Raw genomic sequence first — 21919 nt, 5'->3', positions numbered from 1 at the left:
ATTGAAATCAAATTTTGAAATAATAATTCAAAATGAAGATAATAAAAACAAAAAAACTCCCCAGAGTTTGGGGAGCCTTGATAAATTTCTATATTTTCGTTAAGACTTCTATTAGTACAAGTTCGGAATGTCGACGTTTTGATCTACATCTGCCTCGTAATCTACACCTTCGGTTCGAAAACCAAACAGATTGTAAAAGTCCTGCTGGTAACCTGTAAGATCTGCTAGATCATTAACATTGTCTGTCTCAAGGTCAAGCCAACGCTTCATTACCTCTGCCTGAACATCTTCACGCATTTCCCAGTCATCAATTCGGATGAGGCCTTTCTCATCAACTTCAACGGTACCTTCCCCATATAAACGTTCGGAGAATAAGCGATACATTTGTTCAATGCAGTTCTCATGCAGTTCTTTTTCCTTCATTACTTTGTAAAGCGCGGAAATATATAACGGAACGACAGGAATAGCCGAACTCGATTGAGTTACCAATGCTTTATTGACCGATACAAATGCACGTCCGCCTTGTGATTGAAGAAGATCATTCAATTGTGCAGCCGTATTTTCAAGATCGTTTTTGGCTTTTCCAATGGTTCCTTCGCGATAAATAGGTTGTGTAACCTCAGGTCCAACGTAAGAGTAAGCGACAGTTGTAGCTCCATTGGCAATGACACCCGCCTCAGACAGCTGCTCTATCCACATTCTCCAATCTTCGCCTCCCATGACTGCGGTGGTTTGACGGATTTCTTCATCAGTTGCAGGTTCAATACTTGTAAAAGATACTTCTCCACTATGAAAGTTCAAGGTTTTATTCGTATAAGTAGGTCCAATCGGCTTTATAACAGAGGAAAAAGTTTCACCTGTAACAGGGTGTGTCCGACGTGGTGAAGCAAGGCTGTACACGACTAAATCAACTTGGCCGAATTCTGCCTTAATGAGTTCTATGGTTTTGGCTTTAATGCTGTCCGAGAAGGCATCTCCGACAATGCTGAAGGATTTAAGCCCGCTTTGTTTAGCTTTTTCTTCAAAAGCCGCGGTATTGTACCAGCCTGCAGTTGCGGTACGCGCGCCTTCTGCTGCTCTGTCAAAGAAAACTCCGAGGGTGTTCGCACCTGCACCAAAGGCGGCAGCAATACGGGAAGCAAGTCCGTACCCGGTTGATGCACCAATCACAAGTACATTTGTGGGGCCGTCAAACTTTTTTTGAGCTTTTATGTAATCAATTTGTTTCTCGATTTGCTTCGCGCATCCCTCTGGATGAGCTGTTGTACATATAAAGCCGCGTGTTTTTGGATGAATAATCATCAATGAATATCCCCTTTTTCTTATATTTAGGCGGTAGAAGAAATTATTAATAGGATTGCTAGTAGTGATGCCGAATATTTCCGTACCTACATCAAGCTAAATTATACACGAAACATGAATTGAAGTGAATGAGCAGGATCGTAAGAAACTCGGAAAGCTCAAAATTTCAATGAATTTTATTGTAATCTGAATTAATCTTCAAAAAACGCATAAATGCTCCCTTCATAGGTCACAATAGGAAAAAAGCAGAATGAAGGGATTAACGTGAACGCTTTTCGCTTAAAAAAACAACTTTGGCGGCGATGGAGACGTTGGAAGAAGGCGCTTTGGGTTGGAACGGCTTGTGCAGCTTTGACAATATTGGCATGGGGCGGAATGCGAGTCCCTGAGGAAATAAGTGGTCTCCTGACCCATTCAACACTAACCCTAACCAATACCGTTAACAGCTTGCGTAGTTCAATACAGGATCAAGTAAATTCCAGTGATGAGCCAGCGGCAGCGGTTTGGAATGCACAAGAGGACGGCAAGGAGGATAACTCCGTAACTTTGCAGAATGAACAACTGCTGAAAATCATCGCCCAAAGCGGGATTAGCAGAACGGTTCACCTGAAAATAGACTACGTAAGCGGTGAGGAAATTCAGACGTTACCCGGAGTGAAAGATCCTGTTCAGCTTAAGGTTTTAATTACAGAGCACCAAGCATGGAAGGGTTGGCTTAACACTGAAGGTGACTTATGGCTTGAAAAAAAAGTGGATGATCTATCACCGTCCTGCAAAAAAGATTCCTACATTGGTATCGATGAACACGGTAATCTAACCTTATTCAAGGGGCATCCGGTGAAGGAGGAGGTTCTAAAGACCTTTTTTCAGATGGATATGGGCTCCATGAAGTCCTCATTACCGGAGAATATTTGGAAGCAGCTTCAGGACGGGATCCGGGTTCAGGATATAGAAGAGTACAACAGTGTATTGTCTACTTTTAGTGACTATGCAAGGGATAGTGCAGAACAGGTTATGCAAAGTAAGGATTAGAACATAATATAGAAATTAATAAAAGGTTTCTGATGTAAGCATCGGGAGCCTTTTTTTTGGTGTTTTTAAAGGCCGATACATTATTATTTGCAATTGCAAATTTTTTTCTCCCGGGAGGGCTATTTTTGCTATAATGGTTAGAAGGAATACATATGTTCGCTTTAATAGAGGAGAGATAGAATTGCGCATTCTTGGAATTGACCCGGGGCTGGCGATTGTGGGGTTCGGCTTTGTGGACAAGGAGGCCAATAAACTGAAGCCTGTTCAATACGGATGTATTCAGACAGAGGCTCACACACCGGAGGAAGAACGTCTGCTTCATGTCTATGAAGGCATGGTTCAGCTGATTGATAAATATAAACCGGATACGGTAGCGATTGAAAAGCTGTTCTTCAGTCGAAATGTTACGACCGCTTTACCCGTTGCACAAGCTCGTGGTGTGATTATTCTGGCTGCTGTACAACGCGGGCTTCCGGTAGCGGAATATACGCCTATGCAGGTTAAGCAGGCCGTTGTAGGCTATGGCAAAGCAGAGAAACATCAGGTGCAGGAAATGATCAAAATGCTGCTGAAATTATCAGTAGTTCCGAAACCGGATGATGTAGCCGATGCTTTGGCTGTAGCGGTATGTCATGCCCACTCCTATAGTCTTAATTCCAAATTAAATGAGGTATTGCGAAAATGATAGATTTCTTAAGAGGTCCCGTTGTTCATTTAGAGTCGGAATATGTGGTATTGGATGTTCAGGGCGTAGGCTACCGGGTATTTTGCCCGAATCCGTATGCATTTGCCAAGGTTGATGGACCTGTAACGATATTTATCCACTACCAGACACGCGAAGATGCCACACTTCTATTCGGGTTTCCTACCCGGGAGGAACAAAGATTGTTCCGCAAGCTGATAGAGGTGTCGGGAATCGGACCACGCGTGGCTTTGGGTATATTGACGGGGGGAACCCCAGATCAATTAATATCCGCTATTTATCAAGAGAATATAACTTTCCTGATCAAGCTGCCGGGGATCGGCAAGAAAACGGCACAGCGGATGATTCTGGATTTGAAGGACAAGCTGGAAGGTCTGGGGAACATCCCTATTCAGACAGGTCTGTTTGCTGTGAATCAGGAGACAGAAGACGGTGTACTGCCTTGGCAAGAAGCCAGAGACGGATTGAAGGCGCTCGGTTATACAGAAAGTGAACTGGATCGTGTATGGCTCGCATTGAAGCAAGAGGGAGCAGAGTCGGAAACGGTTGACGTGCTGATGAAAAGAGCGCTTAAGCTTCTGTATGTAGCTAGATAGGACTGCAGACATGCTGAAGAATGGGAGCGATGAAAGATGGATGACCGAATCATATCCGCAAATTTAATGATGGATGAGCAGGCGGTTGAGTTTAGTTTGCGTCCTCGTTATCTGGGTGAGTATATCGGACAGAACCAGGTCAAAGAAAACCTGAAAATATATATAGAAGCTGCAAAAATGAGAAGTGAGGCTTTGGATCATGTACTTCTCTATGGACCTCCGGGCCTTGGGAAAACGACTTTGGCCAATATTATCGCCAATGAGCTGGGAGTTAGCCTGCGCACAACGTCCGGTCCGGCTATAGAACGCCCAGGTGACTTGGCTGCTCTTCTGACCAATCTGCAACAGGGCGATGTCTTATTCATTGATGAGATTCATCGGCTGCACCGGACTGTTGAAGAGGTGTTGTATCCGGCAATGGAGGACTTTGCACTTGATATCATGATCGGCAAGGGACCAAGCGCCCGCTCCATGCGGCTGGATTTACCGCCCTTTACCTTAATTGGTGCAACAACCCGTGCCGGAATGCTGTCAGCACCGCTGCGCGACCGATTCGGGGTTGTAAGCCGTCTAGAGTTGTATTCGATGGATGAATTAAGTTATATCGTCTCGCGGAATGCTGATCTTCTGGGCATTGAGATTCTTGGTGATGCCGCAGACGAGGTTGCTTTACGTTCAAGGGGAACTCCGCGGATAGCGAATCGTTTGCTGAAGAGGGTACGGGATTTTGCACAGGTACGAGGCGATGGAATCATTACACCGGAGATTGCCGGTGAGGCCTTAAAGATGCTTCAAGTTGATCCTCTTGGACTAGACAGCATTGACCACAAGATGCTGCTCTCTATGATTACAGGCTTTCGTGGAGGCCCTGTAGGGCTTGATACAATAGCCGCTACTATAGGCGAGGAGAGCCAGACGATTGAAGATGTGTATGAGCCTTATTTATTGCAGATTGGGTTCATGCAAAGGACGCCGCGCGGAAGAATTGTTACACCAGCAGCCTATCAACACTTGGGTTTATCGCTCCCTCCGGAGCAGCCCTGAGAATCAACTACATTTATGGAGGAGGATGCAGGATGAATCATTCAAAGCGGGGATGGAGAGCATTGCTAGCTCCAGCCAGCAAAGGATTATTAGCAGCAACGCTGGTAATGGGAAGCTTGCTGCTCCCTGTTGGTTATAGTCATGCTGATTCTAACCTTACGATACGCGTTGCACTGTTTGCTGATATTGGAAGCAAATATAAATCTACCGTGCCGGTAATTTCCTTACAATCCAATCAGGAGTGGAGCTTGATCTCCAAAGAGGGCTCTCAGTTGGTCTCCATCCCGGTTAAAAGTGTAGCTCGGTTCAGTTATGACAGCTTCCGGGTAAAGGTGCTTGAAACTCCCCTCTGGAAGGAGGCGGCCGATGCAGCCAAAAAACTGCAGTCAACCTCCGATAAACCGTTGTTATTCGCTGCATCCAAGAATGGTGGAAACCTGTACCAGTTATACACAGGGATGTATGCCAGCGAAAACGCTGCTAAGGATGCGGCAACACGGGTAGGGAAGTCTGGAATCACTATTCCTGCAGGTCAAATCCCTACGGTAAAAGGAAGTAAGCATCTTAGTGCAGGTATTTATACAACCCAGCAAGAGGCAGATTCTGTAGTGGGCAGTATTGCAGCGGTAGGCTTTGATGCATGGAGTGTTATTGTACCCGCTGTAGAAGGTGTGAAATATGAGGTTTGGATCGGCGAAGCTGCAAATGACAGTGAACTGTCAGCTCTCCAGGCTCTTGTATCTCAATCCTTGCCACAGCTTACTCTGACACCCAGTACAGCTACTTCAGGCGGGTTAATTCTACGTACGGACGCCGGTCAGGATTGGACAAATGAGGGACAAGCTCCCCATTATATGATAACTGGTTACGGAACTAAGTTTATCGCAGTTGGAAATGACGCCGGGATTCAGCTTACGGAAAGATCGAAACGGACGTATCGAGGGAATTTTGAACTTAGCGGATTGAATGGATCATTGGCAGTAATCAATGAAGTCCCTTTAGAAAAGTATTTGTATGCAGTCGTTGGCGGTGAAGTATCTTCCGGTTGGGCATTTGAGGCACTTAAGACTCAGGCTGTTGCTGCACGCAGCTATGCACGTTTTCAAGGGAACCGTTTTGACGTAGCGAATGTGGTCGATACAACCTTAAGCCAGGTATATAACGGCATAGGGGCCGAGGCTCCTGTAATTACTAGAGCGGTTGATGCCACTGCTGGTGAAGTGTTAATGAGCGGGGGCAAGATTGTAGAGGCGGTATTCTCCTCCAATAGCGGAGGATTTACGGCTGACCCTTCAGAAGTGTGGGGGAATGGCGGTACTATGTTCGGAAGTGTGGCAAGTCCAACAGATATCTCGGCGATTGCCACCTCGAAGAATTGGTATAATGTAATGCTGCCTAACGGTACCGTTGGATATGCGCGTGAAGATAATGTTAAATTGACAGGGACGAATACATCAGCAGGACTTGAAATACTCACTGCTTTAACCCAAGGTGTGAACATACGCCCTCTGCCTATTATCCAGAGTGAGGTAAGTCCTGTCGGTAAATTAAACCCGGGAGAGAACGCAGTTGTACTAGATAAGGTGATAGAATCTGGCAGCTATAGCTGGATTAAGGGGCCTTATACTTCAGCGGAGCTGCTGAAGAGTCTGCAAGGAGTAACGAGCAGTACGCTGCCATCTTCTTTAATCAGCTTGCAGGTAACCCAACGAGGACCTTCAGGAAGAGCTGTTCAAGTCAAAGCTAATGGCGAAATTCTGAAGATGAAATACCCGGATTTATTCCGTTCAGGCCTTAACGGATTGCCGAGTACATTGTTTGATATTGTACCCTCCGCCAGTTATACTGTATTAGGCGCTGACGGTGCTACTGGAACAGTTACTAGTTCTCAGAGTGCAGGTGTGCTATCTGCATCAGGCAAAGTAACGGTTAACGGTAGCGGCACCGTAATTATGGGTGGCGATTCTACAGCCAGAGTTATTAACAGCAATCCCGGATTCCTGTTTATCGGCCGCGGTTATGGTCATGGGCTGGGTATGTCCCAATGGGGCGTTAAGGGTATGGCTGACAGCGGGTATGATTACAAACAAATATTGCAACACTATTATCGTAACGTTACTATAGTTAAGGAATGAAGACTAATAATGAATGTAGACGCCTATGATTTTCATTTGCCGGAGGAACTGATCGCTCAGACTCCGCTTCCCGATCGGAGTTCTTCCAGGCTGCTGACGGTGAACCGGCAGAATGGTGATATGTCTCACCGGCATTTCACGGATATTGTTGATGAATTACAAGCAGGAGATACTCTCGTACTGAATGATACGAGAGTCATTCCTGCGCGGCTATTCGGAATTAAAGAGGATACAGGAGCGAAGGCTGAAGTTTTGCTCTTGAAGGATCTTGGCGGTGATCGCTGGGAGGCTCTTGTGAAACCGGGCAAGAAACTGAAGACGGGTGCGGTGATCGTCTTTGGTGAAGAGCTTCGAGCAGTAGTTGAAGAAGAAGAGGATATGGGTGGCCGGACTTTACGCTTTATATATAAGGGTATTTTCCAGGAAATTTTGGACAGGCTGGGAACTATGCCGCTCCCCCCGTATATTAAGGAAACTTTGGATGATCGTGAACGCTATCAGACAGTGTATGCCCGGCATGAAGGCTCGGCAGCAGCGCCTACAGCAGGGCTTCATTTTACCAAAGAACTTCTTGAACAGCTCACTGCAAAAGGTGTAAATATCACCTATATCACACTTCATGTTGGATTGGGTACATTTCGTCCGATGTCGGTGGAACGGGTGGAAGAGCATGTGATGCATGCTGAATATTTCAGCTTTTCCCAGGAAACAGCCGATATATTAAATGCTGCTATGAATCGAGGCAGTCGGATTATCGCCGTTGGCACCACTTCTTGCCGCACCTTAGAGACGGTCGGTAATTTATGCGAAGGCGGCCCTCTGAAGGAATGCAGCGGCTGGACGGATATTTTTATTTATCCGGGATATTCATTTAAAGTTGTTAATGCTCTGATCACAAACTTTCACTTGCCTAAATCCACTCTGGTAATGCTGGTCAGTGCTTTAGCTGGCCGCGATCATATTCTTGACGCCTATAAAGAAGCAATAGCGGAGAAATACCGCTTCTTCAGCTTTGGCGATGCAATGTTCATTTATTAAGTAAGAGGATGGTATAAACTTATGGCAGCAATTACTTATGAGCACATCAAAACGTGCAAACAATCCGGTGCAAGACTCGGTAGAGTCCACACTCCTCATGGTGTCATAGACACACCTACCTTTATGCCTGTAGGCACACTTGCTACAGTGAAAACAATGAGTCCTGAAGAACTGAAGGAAATGGATGCACATATTATTTTGAGCAACACATACCATCTGTTTCTGCGTCCGGGACATGATATTATCCGTGATGCCGGCGGGCTTCATAAATTTATGAATTGGGATCGTCCTATTTTGACAGACAGCGGCGGGTTTCAAGTATTCTCGTTAAGTGATATGCGCAAAATTACAGAAGAAGGTGTGCACTTCCGTTCCCATCTTAATGGGGATAAGAAGTTCCTCTCTCCAGAAGTTGCGATGGAAATTCAGAATGCGCTTGGTTCTGACATTATGATGGCCTTTGACGAGTGCCCTCCTTTCCCTGCGGAATATGATTACATCAAAAAGTCCTTAGAGCGGACCTCGCGCTGGGCGGAACGTTGCCTGAAGAGTCATACCCGTCCTGAAGACCAGGGACTGTTCGCAATTGTACAGGGAGGCATGCATGAGGATTTACGCCGCCAGAGCGCGGCTGATTTGACTTCCATGGATTTCCCGGGGTATGCTATTGGAGGGCTCAGCGTCGGAGAGTCCAAGCAGCTAATGTATGAAGTGCTGGATTATACGGTTCCACTGTTGCCTCAGAATAAACCACGCTATTTAATGGGTGTGGGTTCACCTGATGCGCTGCTTGAAGGTTCGATTCGGGGAGTAGATATGTTTGATTGTGTACTGCCTACCCGTATTGCCCGAAACGGAACGACTATGACCAGTCAGGGAAGACTCGTTGTACGCAACGCTCAGTACGCCCGTGATTTCGGGCCGCTAGATCCGGAGTGTAACTGTTATACTTGCCGGAATTATTCCCGCGCTTATTTGCGCCATCTAATCAAAGCCGACGAAACGTTCGGACTACGATTGACAACATACCATAACTTGCACTTCCTCTTGGAGCTTATGCGCAAAGTGCGTGAAGCTATCATGGAAGATCGGCTGCTTGATTTTCGCGATGAGTTTTTTGCAAAATACGGCTTATACGATAATCTTAAAGGCTTCTAAGTATTGAATCGTTTTTTATTGCTATTGAGAGGGGGGGAGAAATATGTTTCAATATGCAGCAGCAGCCCAGTCCGGGAGCAACATTCTAACGCTCGTAGGTCCATTTGTACTTATGTTTGTGGTTTTCTACTTCTTGCTGATTCGTCCGCAACAGAAGAAGACTAAAGCCCGTAATGGTATGCTTAAAGCCTTGAAAAAAGGTGATAAGGTGGTCACAATTGGCGGCCTTCACGGGAACATCATGGAAATTTCGGATGATATCGTGGTTCTTCGAGTAAATGATGTAACCAAACTGACTTTTGACCGCGGCTCAATCAGTCACTCTATCAACACAGATACAGTAGACAAAGAGTAGTGAACCCTTAAGTTACTAAAAAAGAAAAAGCGGCGTCTAAATCTCTTAATTTAGAGAGTAGACGCCGCTTTTTTCATAAACAGAAAAGCATAGATCATGACCAGATTAAAAAATCGAAATCAGGATTCTTCTATAAATTGAACTTGAAAAACTGACAAAAAGTTACGGCCCAAACCCAAAGTAGATAAATCTTAAGCGTGTAACTTAAAAAGAATAAAGAACCTAATATTCGGTCCTCTTGAAACGCTGAGGTGAATTCCGAACTTTAGGTTCTTTCTTTGTATTTCTTACTTCAGTTCGAGGCTCTGCTTCTAACGACAAGAACGTTTTCCGTGCTTCTTAGGGTCAGTCTGGAGAGCTGAATCCCCAGGGTGGAAGCTAGAACAGCAAGCATTGTGCCTCCGAACATATCGGTTAACCAATGAATACCGAGATAGAAAATACCAAAGACTATGACTAGCGCTGAGATACTTGTAATAACCATCCACCGCCGATTGCCTGACCTAAAGGCCAAAAGGGCCATCGTGACAGATATTGACGTATGTAGACTTGGAAAACAGTTATTAAGTCCGGATAATGGTCTGTATTCCTCCTCAAATTTAGGAAAGATATCCAACATCACAAATCTAACGCCTGCCGGTGCATAGGACCAAACCTCATTTACTGGGAAATAGAGATAAAACGGGATCGCCAGTGCGTAGTTTATAATGATGGCATAACAGGTTGCATACAGCATCAACCGATTTTTGTCCAACAAATATACACCAATGGAAGCAGCCAATACCGATTGGAGCATGAAGATATAGAAAAAGACAATGATTGGCGTAAGCCAGGGGGTATAGAAGAGCTGCTGAAAACCTTCAACAAAATGTCCTTCCAAACCGAAAATAAATCCTGTAAAGTCAGAAGAGAGATGCATTTTATTCTCAATCTGAAGTTCATATTTATTCAGGGCGAGCACACCGGCCATTCCAACGATCAATAATAGGAATTTATAAGACCGCAGCATTTCCTTCCCAATTTCAACTAAGGCTAAAAAAGGGTTGCGTCGCGTGGAGATCCAAATTAACATCACTACAAATAAAGCCGTATAAAGAGCAACATGATTCATGGATTGGTAAAGCAAAGCAATCGAAGCCTCCTTGATTCTGATAAAATAAGATGAAAATAGTTTATCATATTTTAGAGGAAACAGTTTCGATTTTTAAAAATTTTATGATTTCTTCATGTTTACACCAAACATTCCTCCGAGTGCACCCACGGAAGCCGCTACCAGTATCCAAAGCAAATCCGAACCGGTCAGCGCACTATCGAGTGCAAGAAATCCGACCATGAGAATAATAATGCCATAGAACCCACCTGTCAGACCTCCCTGATACCACCCCTTGCGTCCTGCTCTTTGGCCTGCTGTTAAACCTCCGAGTAGTACGGCCATGCCATGAACAATGTAGGTATACATCGAAAGATCCCTCTCCTGAAGCCCACTGCCCCATAATAGCAGGGAAAGCACAAAAGCCCCTAACAGCATCCAAAGAAATGATCTGCATATGCCAGATAAGACAGGATTGGTAATTCTCCAAGAGAACAAGCGCCGCATTAGATACATGGTACAACCTCCTTTTTATAAACAACAGTTACTATTTCATTCTATGGGATGGCTTGCCCCATTAGTACAAGACAGGATCATGTAGTTTTACCAGTAATTAATAAGGCCTCTTCCGAATGTTCCCTGTACAGGTCGGTCAGAATAGAACTACATTGTTACACCCGTTATAAAGTGGCAGAGCTTGTAATACAGAGGGAGGAAGAGAATATGTTCAAGCATATTACCACCCACATTTTCCTGACCATGCTGATGTATTTCTTCATTTTCCTGAGTATGCGTATTATGGGTAAACGCGAAATTGGGAAGCTGTCGGTGTTTGATTTGACCATCTCGATCATGATTGCTGAAATTGCCGTGTTTGTTATTGAGGATATTCAACGGCCGATTTATGATGGTGTTGTCCCCATGGCAACTTTGGTGTTTATTCAGGTATTAATTGCCCGGCTTAGTCTTAAGAGCAGAAGTCTTAGGCTCTTTGTCGATGGTAAACCGAGCGTAATCATCTCGGATGGCAAGCTGCACCGTAAAGAGATGCGTAAGCAAAGATATAATATGGATGACCTGCTGCTTCAACTGCGCGGACACAACATTAACAGCCCGGCGGACGTAGAGTTTGCAATATTGGAGACGAGTGGTCAATTGACCGTTATTGAAAAGTATAGAAGTGAATCCTCTGATTCGAAAGATAAAAGCGATAGCGGAGATAATAATGGATCGGAAAATAACGCCGGTGAGGGCGTGATTAAACCCCTTCACAAACAGATCAGGTACGAAGGGCTGCCGGTACCGTTAATTATGGACGGCAAAGTCCAATTGGCTAACCTTGAGATCCTTGGTAAAGACCGGTTCTGGCTTCGAAGCCAAATTCGCGAAAAAGGTGTCAGGGATTTCCGCGATGTGTTCCTATGCTCTATAGATCATAAAGGTAGGGTATACGTAGACTCCATTCATTCTGATTAACTTAGCGCTTACGATTAAAAGGGGGCAGTCGGTTCAGATCACGCAAAGAGATAAGTCCACTTATATAAGCGATCCCCAGATAAATAATAACCCCGATTGAAGCGGCGAATAAAAATTGAATCCAATGGGTATTGGAAATTGGTATGGATGTGTACACATAACGTTGTCCTGCGCCCATAATAATCATGGCTACCCCGGTTTTAACTATATCGGATACCTTCAGGCTGAAAGAAATCAAGGAAATCACACTGTAACCGTGCAGTAAAGTAACGAGAATACTATTCACAATGATTGCAATGATCGCACCGTAAATCCCATACTCCGGCCTTGATGCCAGCACAAGTATGAGAATGATTTTGATTATTGCGCCCACCAGCGTGTTTAACAATGCCCGTCCCGGACGATTAAGAGCCTGCAGTGCAGCCTGCAGCGGGGCCTGAACATACAGAAACAATGCGAACGGTGCCATCATACGGAGCATGGGGGCGGTATCGGCGTTGCCGTATAACAGACTACATAGAGGGTCCGCTAAAATGTACATCAGAACGGCGAAAGGAGCTCCCGTTACAAGGGCAAGCCGAAGTGCCTGATGCATTCTTTTATGGATAGTCGACTGGTCATGCTGTGCAGCAGCTTCCGACAGAGACGGCACAAGTGAGACTGCGAGAGATGAACTCAATACTCCCGGAAGAAGAAGCAGGGGGATCACCATCCCTTGCAGTGCCCCGTATTGTGCTGTAGCAGCAGCAGTTGCTATGCCAGCAAGCGCAAGGCTACGGGCGGTAATGATGGACTCCAGTAAATAGGAGAAGGATCCAACCAGTCTTCCGGCTGTTACGGGGACTGAAATGCCGAGCATTCGGTACAACACAGAACCCTTATACTCTAGAATGGTTTTCTGTGTTAACTCCTCAGATGAAGAGTGGGCAGGTTCCTTTTTTTTATCTCTCTTTATGATAGAAAAATATTGCCATAACAGCACAAGCATCCCGGCTATCTCACCCACAGTTACACCAAGCATTGCTCCGGCAGCCGCAAACGCTATTCCCTTTGGGAGCAGTATCCATGAGAACCAGAGCATGAAAAAGATGCGGATGACCGTCTCCAGCACTGAAGACAGGGCAGAGGGGATCATGTTCTGTCTGCCTTGGAAATAACCTCGGTAAACGCTTGAGACAGCCACAATACCAATCATCGGAGTCATGCCGATAAATGTATAATAAACACGGCTGTCCGTTAAAATGACAGTGGAAACCCACGAAGCCCCGAGCAAGGCGAGGGTTGTAAAGACTACCCCAAGCCCAAGGCTTAAGGCAAGACCAGTTCTTAAGATCTGACGCGAACGATCCGGACGCTGCTCTCCCTCTGCTTCTGCCACCATTTTTGCAATTGCTAGCGGTATTCCTCCGGTAATCAACGTAATCAGTACGATAAAGAAGGGATACCCGAGCTGATAGAGGCCAACACCCTCGGCTCCAATAATACGGGGGAGAGCTATCCGAGGAATAAAGCCCAGCAATCGGTTCAATATCCCTGCAGCTAGCAGGATTAATGTTCCCTGAATAAAGCTCTGCTTGTTCAAAAAGTTCTGTTTCCTCAAAGGGCACTCCTTCTTCCAAAATGGAATGGACGAAATTCAACTTGTCTTTAATATGGATATGCAAGTCCTGTCCCATATAATGCCTTTCCTTTGTATCACAACATTTTGGTATCATAAGAAGGAATGAAGGATAGATTGGTCGAACTACTAACAGTGCTCATACGTATACGAGGTATTTGGAGGTGTCATCACGTGGAATCGGAGCAATGGAATCATGACGAAATTAGCGAGGAAATCGAAGCCATGTGCCGCAGCAAAGCGGAGGAATTCCGGCTCCTCGGCTACGAGTATGTAACAGGTAAGGATATCTGGAACTGTATTAGCCGCCATTATGTCAAAGAGGGAACGCCCCCTTTACACAAATTGGTGAATGATATTTATTCATTGAAGGTCAATAGTTATATGAATTACTTAACAATTGCTGCTTATCGGGGATTAAACTTATAAAAGGAATGTATTTCTTTTGCAAACGTCTTCGTAGTGGCGTAAAGTAAGGATTACAAAACCTCACATATCCTATAAAAACGGATGGCTTGCTTAATAGCGCAGAGCTGGCCGTTTCTTTTTGTGAGTATAGCCGTGTTATATATAAATATAGTCTTGTCAATGCTTACATGAATTGACGGTCTTTTCGCACGTGGCTATAATAGGAATATTGAGTTATGAAAGGGGAACTAGCAAGAGCATGAAAAGACTTGTGAGCTTCATTGTTACCGTGGCTGTTTTATTAGGAGTCATGGTATTTACTACTCCCGGATTGTTGGACAGAGTCCGGTTGGGCCTTGATTTAAAAGGCGGATTCGAGATTCTGTATCACGCAGAACCGATGGAACAGGGACAGGATTTAAGCCCAGCTTCATTGCAAAAAACAGCTGAGAGTCTGGAAAAACGGGCAAATGCGATCGGCACAACTGAGCCTGAGGTAACTACCGAAGGAACGGACCGCATTCGTATGAAAATTCCAGGTGTGAATAACGAAGCTGAGGTACGTAAGAAGATGAAAGAACCCGCAGTTCTGACTTTCCGTAGTGCTGCACCTGAAGACAAAGATGGCTACTATAGCAAAATTGAGCTTCTCGGTAGTGACTTTGTAGAGAATGCTGCAGAAGTGGGACAAGATAATCTGAATCAACCGGTTATCAGTATCAAAGTAAAAGATAAGGCGAAGTTCGCGGAGCTAACCAAAAGATTGCTTGGTCAGAATCTTGCGATCTATCTGGATGAAACTAAGTTATCTGATCCAGTAGTACGAGCTGAGCTTACCGATGGCAGCGCATCTATCTCTGGTAATTATACGGTTGAAGAAGCTCGCGCACTGGCGGATACCATCAATCTCGGTGCACTTCCACTGAAGCTTACAGAGATGTATTCACAAAGTGTAGGAGCTACACTTGGTATGAAATCGCTAGAACAAACTGTTAAAGCGGGTCTTGTAGGTTCCCTGGTTATTCTGATATTTATGATAGGTATGTATCGCTTGCCTGGGGTTCTTGCAAGCTTTGCTCTTATACTGCATACATGGCTACTGATATTAGTATTCGTCATAGCCGATTTCACATTGACACTTCCCGGTATTGCCGCGTTTATCCTCGGTATTGGGATGGCTGTCGATGCCAATATCATTACGAATGAACGGATTAGAGAAGAAATGCGCAGCGGAAAAAGCATTCTTTCTTCTGTGAAAGCAGGTAGTAAATCTTCTTTCCGTACGGTTATGGATGCCAATGTTACAACAATTATCGTTGCTGCTGTTATGTTCGCCTTTGGTACTGGCGCGGTAAAGGGTTTTGCATTGGTTTTGATTGTGGAAATTGTGCTCAGTATCGCCACGAACCTTTATTTCTCCCGTTGGTTGCTGAATCTGCTTGTTAGAGCAGGAACACTGAGCAAGCCGAAGCAATTCGGGGTAAAGGAGAGTGAAATACGTGCGCTTTAATAAAGAGACTGACTTTGTACATCTGAGTAAATATTTCTTTATTATTTCTATTGTAATTACAATTGTGGGTGCCATTTGTATGGCATTCTTCGGACTAAATTACAGCGTTGATTTCAAAGCAGGTTCTAACGTTGATATTTCGTTCTCCAAGAATGTTAGTACGGATCAAATCCGTCCGGTGATCGATAAGCTCGGCATTGGCAAAGACCCGGAAATTACTCATGGTGAGCTGCGGACCAACATTCGCTATGATGAGATTCTGGACAGCACTCAGGATGCCCAACTGAAAGAAGCAATTCTGAAATTGGACGACAAGGCTTCATTCGAGGTCAACACCGTTGATACTCAAATGGCTAAAGAATTGGCCCGTAATGCTATCTATGCCGTATTGATTTCCTGTATCGGGATTATCATTTACGTCAGTATCCGTTTTGAATGGCGTTTTGCTGTAGCGGCTATTGTTGCATTAATGCATGATGCTTTTGTGGTCGTTTCCATCTTCTCTATCTTCCGTTTGGAGGTAGATTTAACATTTATTGTTGCGGTGCTTACCATTATCGGTTATTCCATTAATGACACCATTGTTATCTTCGACCGGATTCGCGAGAACTTACGATTCGGTAAACAAAGAACTTATGAGGATCTGAAACTACTCGTCAACAAGAGTGTATCCCAGACTCTCATGCGTTCACTCTATACGGCATTTACAGTGTTTATTGCTGCATTCTTCCTGCTAATCCTTGGTGGAGAATCCATCAAAATGTTCTCACTGGCTATGGTTATTGGTTTGCTCTTTGGGGCTTACTCCTCGATCTTTATCGCAAGCCCACTCTGGCTGCTTCTTAAGAAGCGTCAGAAAGTCAGCGTTAAAGCTAAATCGGCCAAAGTATAAAACAACATCATTCCCCAGAAAGCCGCGTCAAAGGCGACGCGGCTTTCTGATCCTATCAGCAAGCTATAAACTTCTGAATTTAGGATGTTTTTTATAATAATCTTGGAAATGAATGGTCAATTATATCGGTTCATCATGAGATTACTTGTAGTGGTAAGGAGGGGCCCAAATGAATAACAAACGTTCTCCGCAAAGTGAGACGGTTGCCTGGACAGGTGTCGTCAGTGATGTCGCTTTAGCTATAGCTAAGGGTGGTATTGGCTACGTTTCGGGCAGCAAGGCATTAATGGGCGATGCTTTATATTCTGGAGCAGATGCCACCGCAAGGCTGACAGAGGTACTGCCATGGCGTTTCGGACACGATCAGAAAGAGAGAACTGGTGAACGATCAGTTCATAAATGGGACAATAAAGAACCCATTATAGCCATCATATTTTCCGTATTGATTCTTATGGGTGGATTACAAATTGCTTTCTCAGCGATCCGTGATTTAACGAAAGGGCATTTAATATCTCCTTCGCCCGCTGCATTAGTAGCAGTTCTGATATCGATTATCTTGAAGGAAGCGGTGTTTCAGTATCAATATCGCCACTTCAAAAAGCTGGGTGATGCCAGCCATGAAGCTTATGCTGATAGTCACCGGTATAGTCTATACACTTCGTTAACCGTAGTAATAGGTATAGGATCATCTGTAGCAGGTGGTTCATTTGATTGGCATCCTTTATTGTATATGGATCCGATTGCAGGTCTTTTGACCGCTTGCCTGGTGCTTAGAAAAGGATATATCCTTATAGCAAGCTCGATATATGGTAAGGAGATTGAAGAACTGCCTCATGCCGATGCTTCCAACTTTATTGAAACCGTTCAACGAGTACACGGAGTAATTCGGGTAGAACACTTAAAGGCACTGGAGAAAGGCCGTTATGTAAATCTTCAGGTAAAGATCAGTGTAAATCCGCGAATTACTGTCTTGGAAGCACATGACATATCAGAATGCGCTAAAAAGCTGCTGCTGCACCGGTTTGTTTATATTGGTGATGTTCATATGGATGTAGTACCGTATGATCCGGGCTACCCGTACAAAAGTAATCATGAACTGTTAGATAACGACGACGTACCTACATTGTTGCAATAGTATTGTTAGGTGAGAGAAAGGTGAGTTCTATTGCTTTATCCAAAAAACAAGTGGCACTCTCCGGCAGCTGATCCCGATGTTATAAAGGATTTGGCCCGGAGCCTTTCTATTTCTCCGCTGTTATCTTCCTTGCTTATTGCCCGGGGAATGACGGCGGCTCAAGAAGCTGTATCCTTCATGGATGGTGGTGCTGAAGAGTATCATGATCCTTTCCTGCTAAGAGGGATGACCGAAGCGGTTCCCCGGATTAGAAGAGCCTTGGAGGATGGGGAGCATATCCTGGTCTACGGTGATTATGATGCTGACGGTGTTTCAAGTACAGCTCTGATGATTTTTTTATTGCGTCATTTGGGTGCGTCTTTTGACATATACATTCCGCATCGCTCCAATGAAGGATACGGTCTTCATAATCATGCGTTGGATTGGGCATTACAACAGGGAGTTTCGTTGGTCATAACAGTAGATACGGGGATTAGTGCCTGTTCACAAATAGCGTATGCTAATGAGCTTGGAATGGATGTCATTGTTACCGATCACCATGAGCCGCCTGAGATACTTCCTCCGGCTTACACGTTGATTAACCCCAAGCTGCCGGATTGTAATTATCCCTTCAAGGGTTTGGCCGGTGTAGGCGTTGCTTATAAGCTCGCTCAGGCTTTACTTGGAGAGGATCTTCCTATGGATTGGTGTGAAATCGCAGCCATTGGCACAATTGCGGATCTGATGCCACTGTTGGGTGAGAACAGGGCATTGGTTCGCAATGGGTTGAACAGCATGAGACAATCCAAATTCCCAGGCATTCGTGCACTACTGGATGTTAGCGGTGTAAATATGGCAACAGTTAATGCCGTCAATATAGCTTTTGGAATGGCTCCGCGTATTAATGCCAGCGGACGATTGGACCATGCGGGCAGAGCTGTAACACTGCTCACAACCGATCGAATGGAGGAAGCTGAGCAATTAGCCGGGGAACTGGATCTGATAAATAAAGAACGCCAGCTGGTTGTCGACAGAATTGTTGTTGAAGCTAGTGCTCAGTTGGAGCAAAAGATCGGCAATGGAGACGTTCCTCCAGTAATTATCCTTGCTGGTGAGGGCTGGAATGTGGGGGTAGTGGGTATTGTCGCCTCCAAGTTATTAGATCGTTACTTCCGTCCTGTTATTATATTGGATATACATCCCGAGACAGGCATGTGCAAGGGCTCCGCACGTTCCATACCGGGATTGGACATTTATTCGGCGCTTTCCTCCTGCAGCGAATACATGGATCACTTTGGGGGTCATCCGGCAGCTGCTGGCATGAGTCTTCACCGCGACTCCTTAGAAGCTTTTATAGCGAGTATGGAGAGTTATGCTGACCGAGTGCTTACCCCCGAGCATTTTATACCTGTTATCCATGCAGATGCCGAAGTTTCTCTGTCAGATTTAACATTGCAGGGTGCAGCGGAGATGGATAGACTGGCACCTTTCGGAATGTCTAATCCGATGCCGAGGTTTATTGTCCGCGGGGCAACTGTTAAAGAGACGCGAACTATGGGTCAGGGCGGTAAGCATCTGAAGCTTGTCCTTCAACAAGGACATGACAGTATAGAAGCCGTTGCGTTCGGTAAAGGGGATCTTGCAGGTCTCCTCCCGGCAGGTACTGCGATCGATGTGTTAGCAGAATTGTCAGTTAATGAGTGGAATGGCTCACGCAAACCGCAGCTCATGCTGCAGGACCTTGCAGTACAGCATGTACAGTTGTTTGATTTACGCGGTGCTGCAGACGCCGTGAAGCACGCGCAGCAAATTAGAGATGTACTGCTTCCATACAGTGGCAGAGGTCCCTATCGGGCAGCGGCAGTTCTACGTAAAGAGCAGATATCGGAGCAAAGCCAATTGAAAGGCATATCCCTTTGGGTATATGATAAGGAAGCTGGAATCTCGGGTGCCGCTAAGGATACAGAAGAACAAATGAGCGGACGAACATCACTGCTCTGCCTGATGGAAATGCCGGAAACTCCGGAGCAACTGGATGCCGTGCTGGCCGCAGTGTCAGAAGCCGATAATATTGCATTGCTTCACCCTGTAAGGGAAGGTCGGGAGCGCTTGCTGATTCCTACCAGGGAACATTTCAAATCACTATATAAGCTAATTGCACCGATTACTGCTCAGCCAGTCCCCGAACATGAGGTATTGCTGCGTCTAAGCCGTCAGTCTAAGTTAAGTATTCGGATGCTGACGATGATGCTGGATGTTTTTGAGGAATTGGGGTTTATCGAACGGGAGCAAGGATTTATATCTTTTGTAATAGAGCCTGAAGCCAAAAGCTTAACGAATTCACAGCATTTTGTAAGGTTGGGCCAGATTGCAGAGATGGAGCAATATTTTATGGAGAGCAGTACGTCACAGCTTCAGGACTGGATGCTCTCCCGCCGTCTTGGAGTATCGTAGAATTCACAAAAAGACCAGGAGATGATTGTTTTGGATTTAAAAGACAGTATTCGAGTAATCCCTGATTTCCCGCAACCGGGGATCAGCTTCAAAGACATTACTACATTGCTTAAAGACGGGGAAATGTACCGCCGGGCAATCAATGAACTTAAAGACCTTGTTGCTCATATGAAGATTGACGTTATCGCGGGTCCTGAAGCGCGCGGCTTTGTTATCGGTGCCCCTCTGGCCTATGCTTTGGGAGTAGGTTTCGTACCTATTCGTAAAAGCGGCAAACTCCCTTATGAGACCATTGAGGTTGGGTATGACCTTGAATACGGAAATGACCGTCTTGCGGTTCACACGGATGCAATCAAGCCTGGACAAAATGTACTTATCGCGGATGATCTTTTGGCAACAGGCGGAACCATTTCTACCTCCGTTAGCCTTGTGGAACAGCTGGGTGGTAAAGTGGTTGGAGCCGCATTCCTGATTGAACTGGTGCAGTTGGCTGGACGCAACAAGCTTCCTGAAATAGAGATTGTGTCTCTTCTTACTTACGAAGACTAAGTTCATTCACAGTTACTTATATAAAAAACTGGCCGCTCCCATAAGAGAGCAGCCAGTTTTTTTGTGTTTGTAATTTTCCCGTCGTAGGGTATAAATTAATGTGCTGATTTTTCGTTGTTATCTTCGTTGGATAAACCAAGTACTTCAATAAGCTTGAACAAGAGGGAGAGAAGCATACCTACGATTGTAGCCAGCGCCATACCTTTTAGCTGAACACCACCAACAGTAAGGGTTGTCCCGCTTATGCCCACAACGAGTACCAATGTAGCTAGAATCATATTCGTTGCTTTTGAGAAATCAACCTTTTGTTCCACGAAAATTCGCAGACCGGATGCAGCGATTACGCCGAACAGCAGCAGGGATACTCCACCCATAACCGGCATAGGAATATTAGCAATTACTGAAGCGAAGGTGCCCGAGAAGGACAGCAGGATCGCGATTACAGCTGCACCGCCAATAACGAAAACCGAATATACTTTGGTTAAAGCCATAACACCAATATTTTCCCCGTAGGTGGTATTAGGTGTGGAACCCACAAATCCGGAAAGAATGGTAGAAATACCATTACCCATTAGTGAGCGATCCAGCCCGGGATCTTTAGCCAAATCTTTTCCTACGATATTGCTCGTTACAAGTAAATGTCCGATATGTTCAACGATAACAACAAGGGACACAGGGATAATCGTCAGAATAGCGTTCCAACTAAATGAAGGGGTAGTAATCGTCGGGGTGGCAAAAAAGTGTGCACTTGAAATGGCAGCCGTATCCACCTTTTGCATGATATAAGCTAAGCCATAACCAGTGACGATACCAATGAGAATGTGGATGATCTTTGGAAATCCACGGAATAGAACCGCACCAATAACCGTAACGCCTAGGGTAACCATGGAGATTGTGATCATACTTACGTCCGGCGTCCAGTCCGTTGCACCCTCGGGAGCAATCAATCCTGCCATACGTGCTGCAACCGGAACTAGTTCAAGTCCGATAGTGGCAACGATAGCACCCATAACTGCCGGAGGAAAAACAACGTCAATCCAGCCAGTGCCTGCATAACGTATAATTAACGCTACCAGTACAAAGATGACACCTGTAATAATAAAAGCACCCAATGCGAGTGAATATCCCTTTTGCGGGTCATCGGCATGCTTGGAAAGAACAGATAGTACAGGAGAAATGAAAGCGAAGCTGGAACCGAGATAGGCAGGTATTTTGCCTCGGCAGATCCAAATGTAAAGAAGTGTGCCGATACCGTTCATCAGCAAAATCATTCCTGGGTCCACTCCGAACAGGTTGGGAACCAATACGGTACTTCCGAACATGGCGAACAAATGCTGTAGACTCAGTAAAAAACCCGGAGCCCAAGGGAGTCTTTCGTTAACTTGAATTTCGCGTTGCAATGGAGTTCACTCCTCTTTCTTCTCAGTTATGATGTTATCTTCGGC

At 45.2% G+C, this 21919-nt stretch carries 20 protein-coding genes; 15 read left to right on the top strand and 5 right to left on the bottom strand.

The window, feature by feature from the left end; genetic code table 11:
- Positions 1-111: 111 nt before the first annotated feature.
- Positions 112-1302: an enoyl-ACP reductase FabV gene (gene fabV, locus J2T20_RS05220; protein WP_307586240.1), complete on the bottom strand. Its 1191-nt coding sequence runs from the start codon at positions 1300-1302 to the stop codon at positions 112-114.
- Between the two features lie 264 nt (positions 1303-1566).
- Here fabV and J2T20_RS05215 point away from each other — a divergent pair, with 264 nt between their 5' ends.
- The 8 genes from J2T20_RS05215 to yajC all read left to right on the top strand — a co-directional run bounded on the left by J2T20_RS05215 (position 1567) and on the right by yajC (position 9363).
- Positions 1567-2334 carry a BofC C-terminal domain-containing protein gene (locus J2T20_RS05215; protein ID WP_307586238.1) on the top strand — a complete coding sequence of 256 codons (768 nt, stop codon included), beginning with the start codon at positions 1567-1569 and terminating at the stop codon, positions 2332-2334.
- A 181-nt stretch (positions 2335-2515) separates the two neighbouring features.
- Complete coding sequence (gene ruvC, locus J2T20_RS05210) at positions 2516-3019, top strand: crossover junction endodeoxyribonuclease RuvC (RefSeq protein ID WP_307586236.1); 504 nt, start codon at positions 2516-2518, stop codon at positions 3017-3019.
- On the top strand, positions 3016-3633 hold the full coding sequence (gene ruvA / locus J2T20_RS05205) for a Holliday junction branch migration protein RuvA (protein ID WP_307586234.1): 618 nt from the start codon (positions 3016-3018) through the stop codon (positions 3631-3633). Before ruvC ends, ruvA begins: the two co-directional genes overlap by 4 nt.
- A gap of 36 nt (positions 3634-3669) precedes the next feature.
- Positions 3670-4677 carry a Holliday junction branch migration DNA helicase RuvB gene (gene ruvB / locus J2T20_RS05200; protein ID WP_307586232.1) on the top strand — a complete coding sequence of 336 codons (1008 nt, stop codon included), beginning with the start codon at positions 3670-3672 and terminating at the stop codon, positions 4675-4677.
- A 32-nt stretch (positions 4678-4709) separates the two neighbouring features.
- On the top strand, positions 4710-6812 hold the full coding sequence (locus J2T20_RS05195) for a SpoIID/LytB domain-containing protein (RefSeq protein ID WP_307586230.1): 2103 nt from the start codon (positions 4710-4712) through the stop codon (positions 6810-6812).
- Between the two features lie 9 nt (positions 6813-6821).
- Positions 6822-7850 (top strand): tRNA preQ1(34) S-adenosylmethionine ribosyltransferase-isomerase QueA, encoded by a 1029-nt coding sequence (queA, locus tag J2T20_RS05190; RefSeq protein WP_307586228.1) that lies wholly within the window; start codon positions 6822-6824, stop codon positions 7848-7850.
- Between the two features lie 21 nt (positions 7851-7871).
- Entirely contained in the window at positions 7872-9008 is a 1137-nt protein-coding gene (tgt, locus tag J2T20_RS05185) for a tRNA guanosine(34) transglycosylase Tgt (protein ID WP_307586226.1), read from the top strand.
- Positions 9009-9051: 43 nt separating this feature from the next.
- Complete coding sequence (yajC, locus tag J2T20_RS05180; protein ID WP_307586224.1) at positions 9052-9363, top strand: preprotein translocase subunit YajC; 312 nt, start codon at positions 9052-9054, stop codon at positions 9361-9363.
- A 292-nt stretch (positions 9364-9655) separates the two neighbouring features.
- Here the strand turns inward: yajC and J2T20_RS05175 are convergent, their stop codons facing one another.
- Both J2T20_RS05175 and J2T20_RS05170 read right to left on the bottom strand, forming a co-directional pair.
- On the bottom strand, positions 9656-10489 hold the full coding sequence (locus J2T20_RS05175) for a phosphatase PAP2 family protein (RefSeq protein WP_307586222.1): 834 nt from the start codon (positions 10487-10489) through the stop codon (positions 9656-9658).
- 87 nt (positions 10490-10576) lie between these two features.
- A complete protein-coding gene (locus J2T20_RS05170; protein WP_307586220.1) occupies positions 10577-10969 on the bottom strand; it encodes a TIGR04086 family membrane protein in 393 nt (130 codons plus the stop codon).
- A gap of 207 nt (positions 10970-11176) precedes the next feature.
- Here J2T20_RS05170 and J2T20_RS05165 point away from each other — a divergent pair, with 207 nt between their 5' ends.
- Positions 11177-11929 carry a DUF421 domain-containing protein gene (locus J2T20_RS05165; RefSeq protein WP_307586219.1) on the top strand — a complete coding sequence of 251 codons (753 nt, stop codon included), beginning with the start codon at positions 11177-11179 and terminating at the stop codon, positions 11927-11929.
- Between the two features lies 1 nt (position 11930).
- Here the strand turns inward: J2T20_RS05165 and spoVB are convergent, their stop codons facing one another.
- Entirely contained in the window at positions 11931-13511 is a 1581-nt protein-coding gene (gene spoVB / locus J2T20_RS05160) for a stage V sporulation protein B (protein ID WP_307586285.1), read from the bottom strand.
- A 210-nt stretch (positions 13512-13721) separates the two neighbouring features.
- Between spoVB and J2T20_RS05155 the strand changes: the two genes are divergently transcribed.
- From J2T20_RS05155 to J2T20_RS05130, 6 genes are all read left to right on the top strand, one after another.
- Positions 13722-13976 (top strand): post-transcriptional regulator, encoded by a 255-nt coding sequence (locus J2T20_RS05155; protein ID WP_307586217.1) that lies wholly within the window; start codon positions 13722-13724, stop codon positions 13974-13976.
- Positions 13977-14214: 238 nt separating this feature from the next.
- Complete coding sequence (gene secD, locus J2T20_RS05150) at positions 14215-15465, top strand: protein translocase subunit SecD (protein WP_307586215.1); 1251 nt, start codon at positions 14215-14217, stop codon at positions 15463-15465.
- Positions 15455-16357, top strand: coding sequence for a protein translocase subunit SecF (secF, locus tag J2T20_RS05145; protein ID WP_307586214.1), 903 nt, complete (start codon positions 15455-15457; stop codon positions 16355-16357). Before secD ends, secF begins: the two co-directional genes overlap by 11 nt.
- Before the next feature lie 169 nt (positions 16358-16526).
- Complete coding sequence (locus J2T20_RS05140) at positions 16527-17492, top strand: cation diffusion facilitator family transporter (RefSeq protein ID WP_307586212.1); 966 nt, start codon at positions 16527-16529, stop codon at positions 17490-17492.
- Between the two features lie 30 nt (positions 17493-17522).
- Positions 17523-19925 carry a single-stranded-DNA-specific exonuclease RecJ gene (gene recJ, locus J2T20_RS05135; RefSeq protein WP_307586210.1) on the top strand — a complete coding sequence of 801 codons (2403 nt, stop codon included), beginning with the start codon at positions 17523-17525 and terminating at the stop codon, positions 19923-19925.
- 30 nt (positions 19926-19955) lie between these two features.
- Positions 19956-20474 carry an adenine phosphoribosyltransferase gene (locus tag J2T20_RS05130; RefSeq protein WP_307586208.1) on the top strand — a complete coding sequence of 173 codons (519 nt, stop codon included), beginning with the start codon at positions 19956-19958 and terminating at the stop codon, positions 20472-20474.
- A gap of 95 nt (positions 20475-20569) precedes the next feature.
- On the opposite strand, the gene uraA is transcribed toward J2T20_RS05130, so the two are convergent.
- On the bottom strand, positions 20570-21874 hold the full coding sequence (gene uraA, locus J2T20_RS05125) for a uracil permease (protein ID WP_307586206.1): 1305 nt from the start codon (positions 21872-21874) through the stop codon (positions 20570-20572).
- Between the last annotated feature and the right edge of the window lie 45 nt (positions 21875-21919).

Source organism: Paenibacillus wynnii (assembly GCF_030812855.1).
GTDB classification, from domain to species: Bacteria; Bacillota; Bacilli; order Paenibacillales; family Paenibacillaceae; genus Paenibacillus_AQ; species Paenibacillus_AQ wynnii_A.
This window is presented reverse-complemented; position numbering and strand designations above follow the sequence as displayed.

Bases quoted from the DNA above. Each gene is read 5' to 3' on its own strand.
- fabV (WP_307586240.1), bottom strand. From the start codon at position 1,302: ATGATTATTCATCCAAAAACACGCGGCTTTATATGTACAACAGCTCAT.
- ruvA (WP_307586234.1), top strand. From the start codon at position 3,016: ATGATAGATTTCTTAAGAGGTCCCGTTGTTCATTTAGAGTCGGAATAT.
- ruvB (WP_307586232.1), top strand. From the start codon at position 3,670: ATGGATGACCGAATCATATCCGCAAATTTAATGATGGATGAGCAGGCG.
- J2T20_RS05195 (WP_307586230.1), top strand. From the start codon at position 4,710: ATGAATCATTCAAAGCGGGGATGGAGAGCATTGCTAGCTCCAGCCAGC.
- queA (WP_307586228.1), top strand. From the start codon at position 6,822: ATGAATGTAGACGCCTATGATTTTCATTTGCCGGAGGAACTGATCGCT.
- tgt (WP_307586226.1), top strand. From the start codon at position 7,872: ATGGCAGCAATTACTTATGAGCACATCAAAACGTGCAAACAATCCGGT.
- yajC (WP_307586224.1), top strand. From the start codon at position 9,052: ATGTTTCAATATGCAGCAGCAGCCCAGTCCGGGAGCAACATTCTAACG.
- J2T20_RS05170 (WP_307586220.1), bottom strand. From the start codon at position 10,969: ATGTATCTAATGCGGCGCTTGTTCTCTTGGAGAATTACCAATCCTGTC.
- J2T20_RS05165 (WP_307586219.1), top strand. From the start codon at position 11,177: ATGTTCAAGCATATTACCACCCACATTTTCCTGACCATGCTGATGTAT.
- secD (WP_307586215.1), top strand. From the start codon at position 14,215: ATGAAAAGACTTGTGAGCTTCATTGTTACCGTGGCTGTTTTATTAGGA.
- J2T20_RS05140 (WP_307586212.1), top strand. From the start codon at position 16,527: ATGAATAACAAACGTTCTCCGCAAAGTGAGACGGTTGCCTGGACAGGT.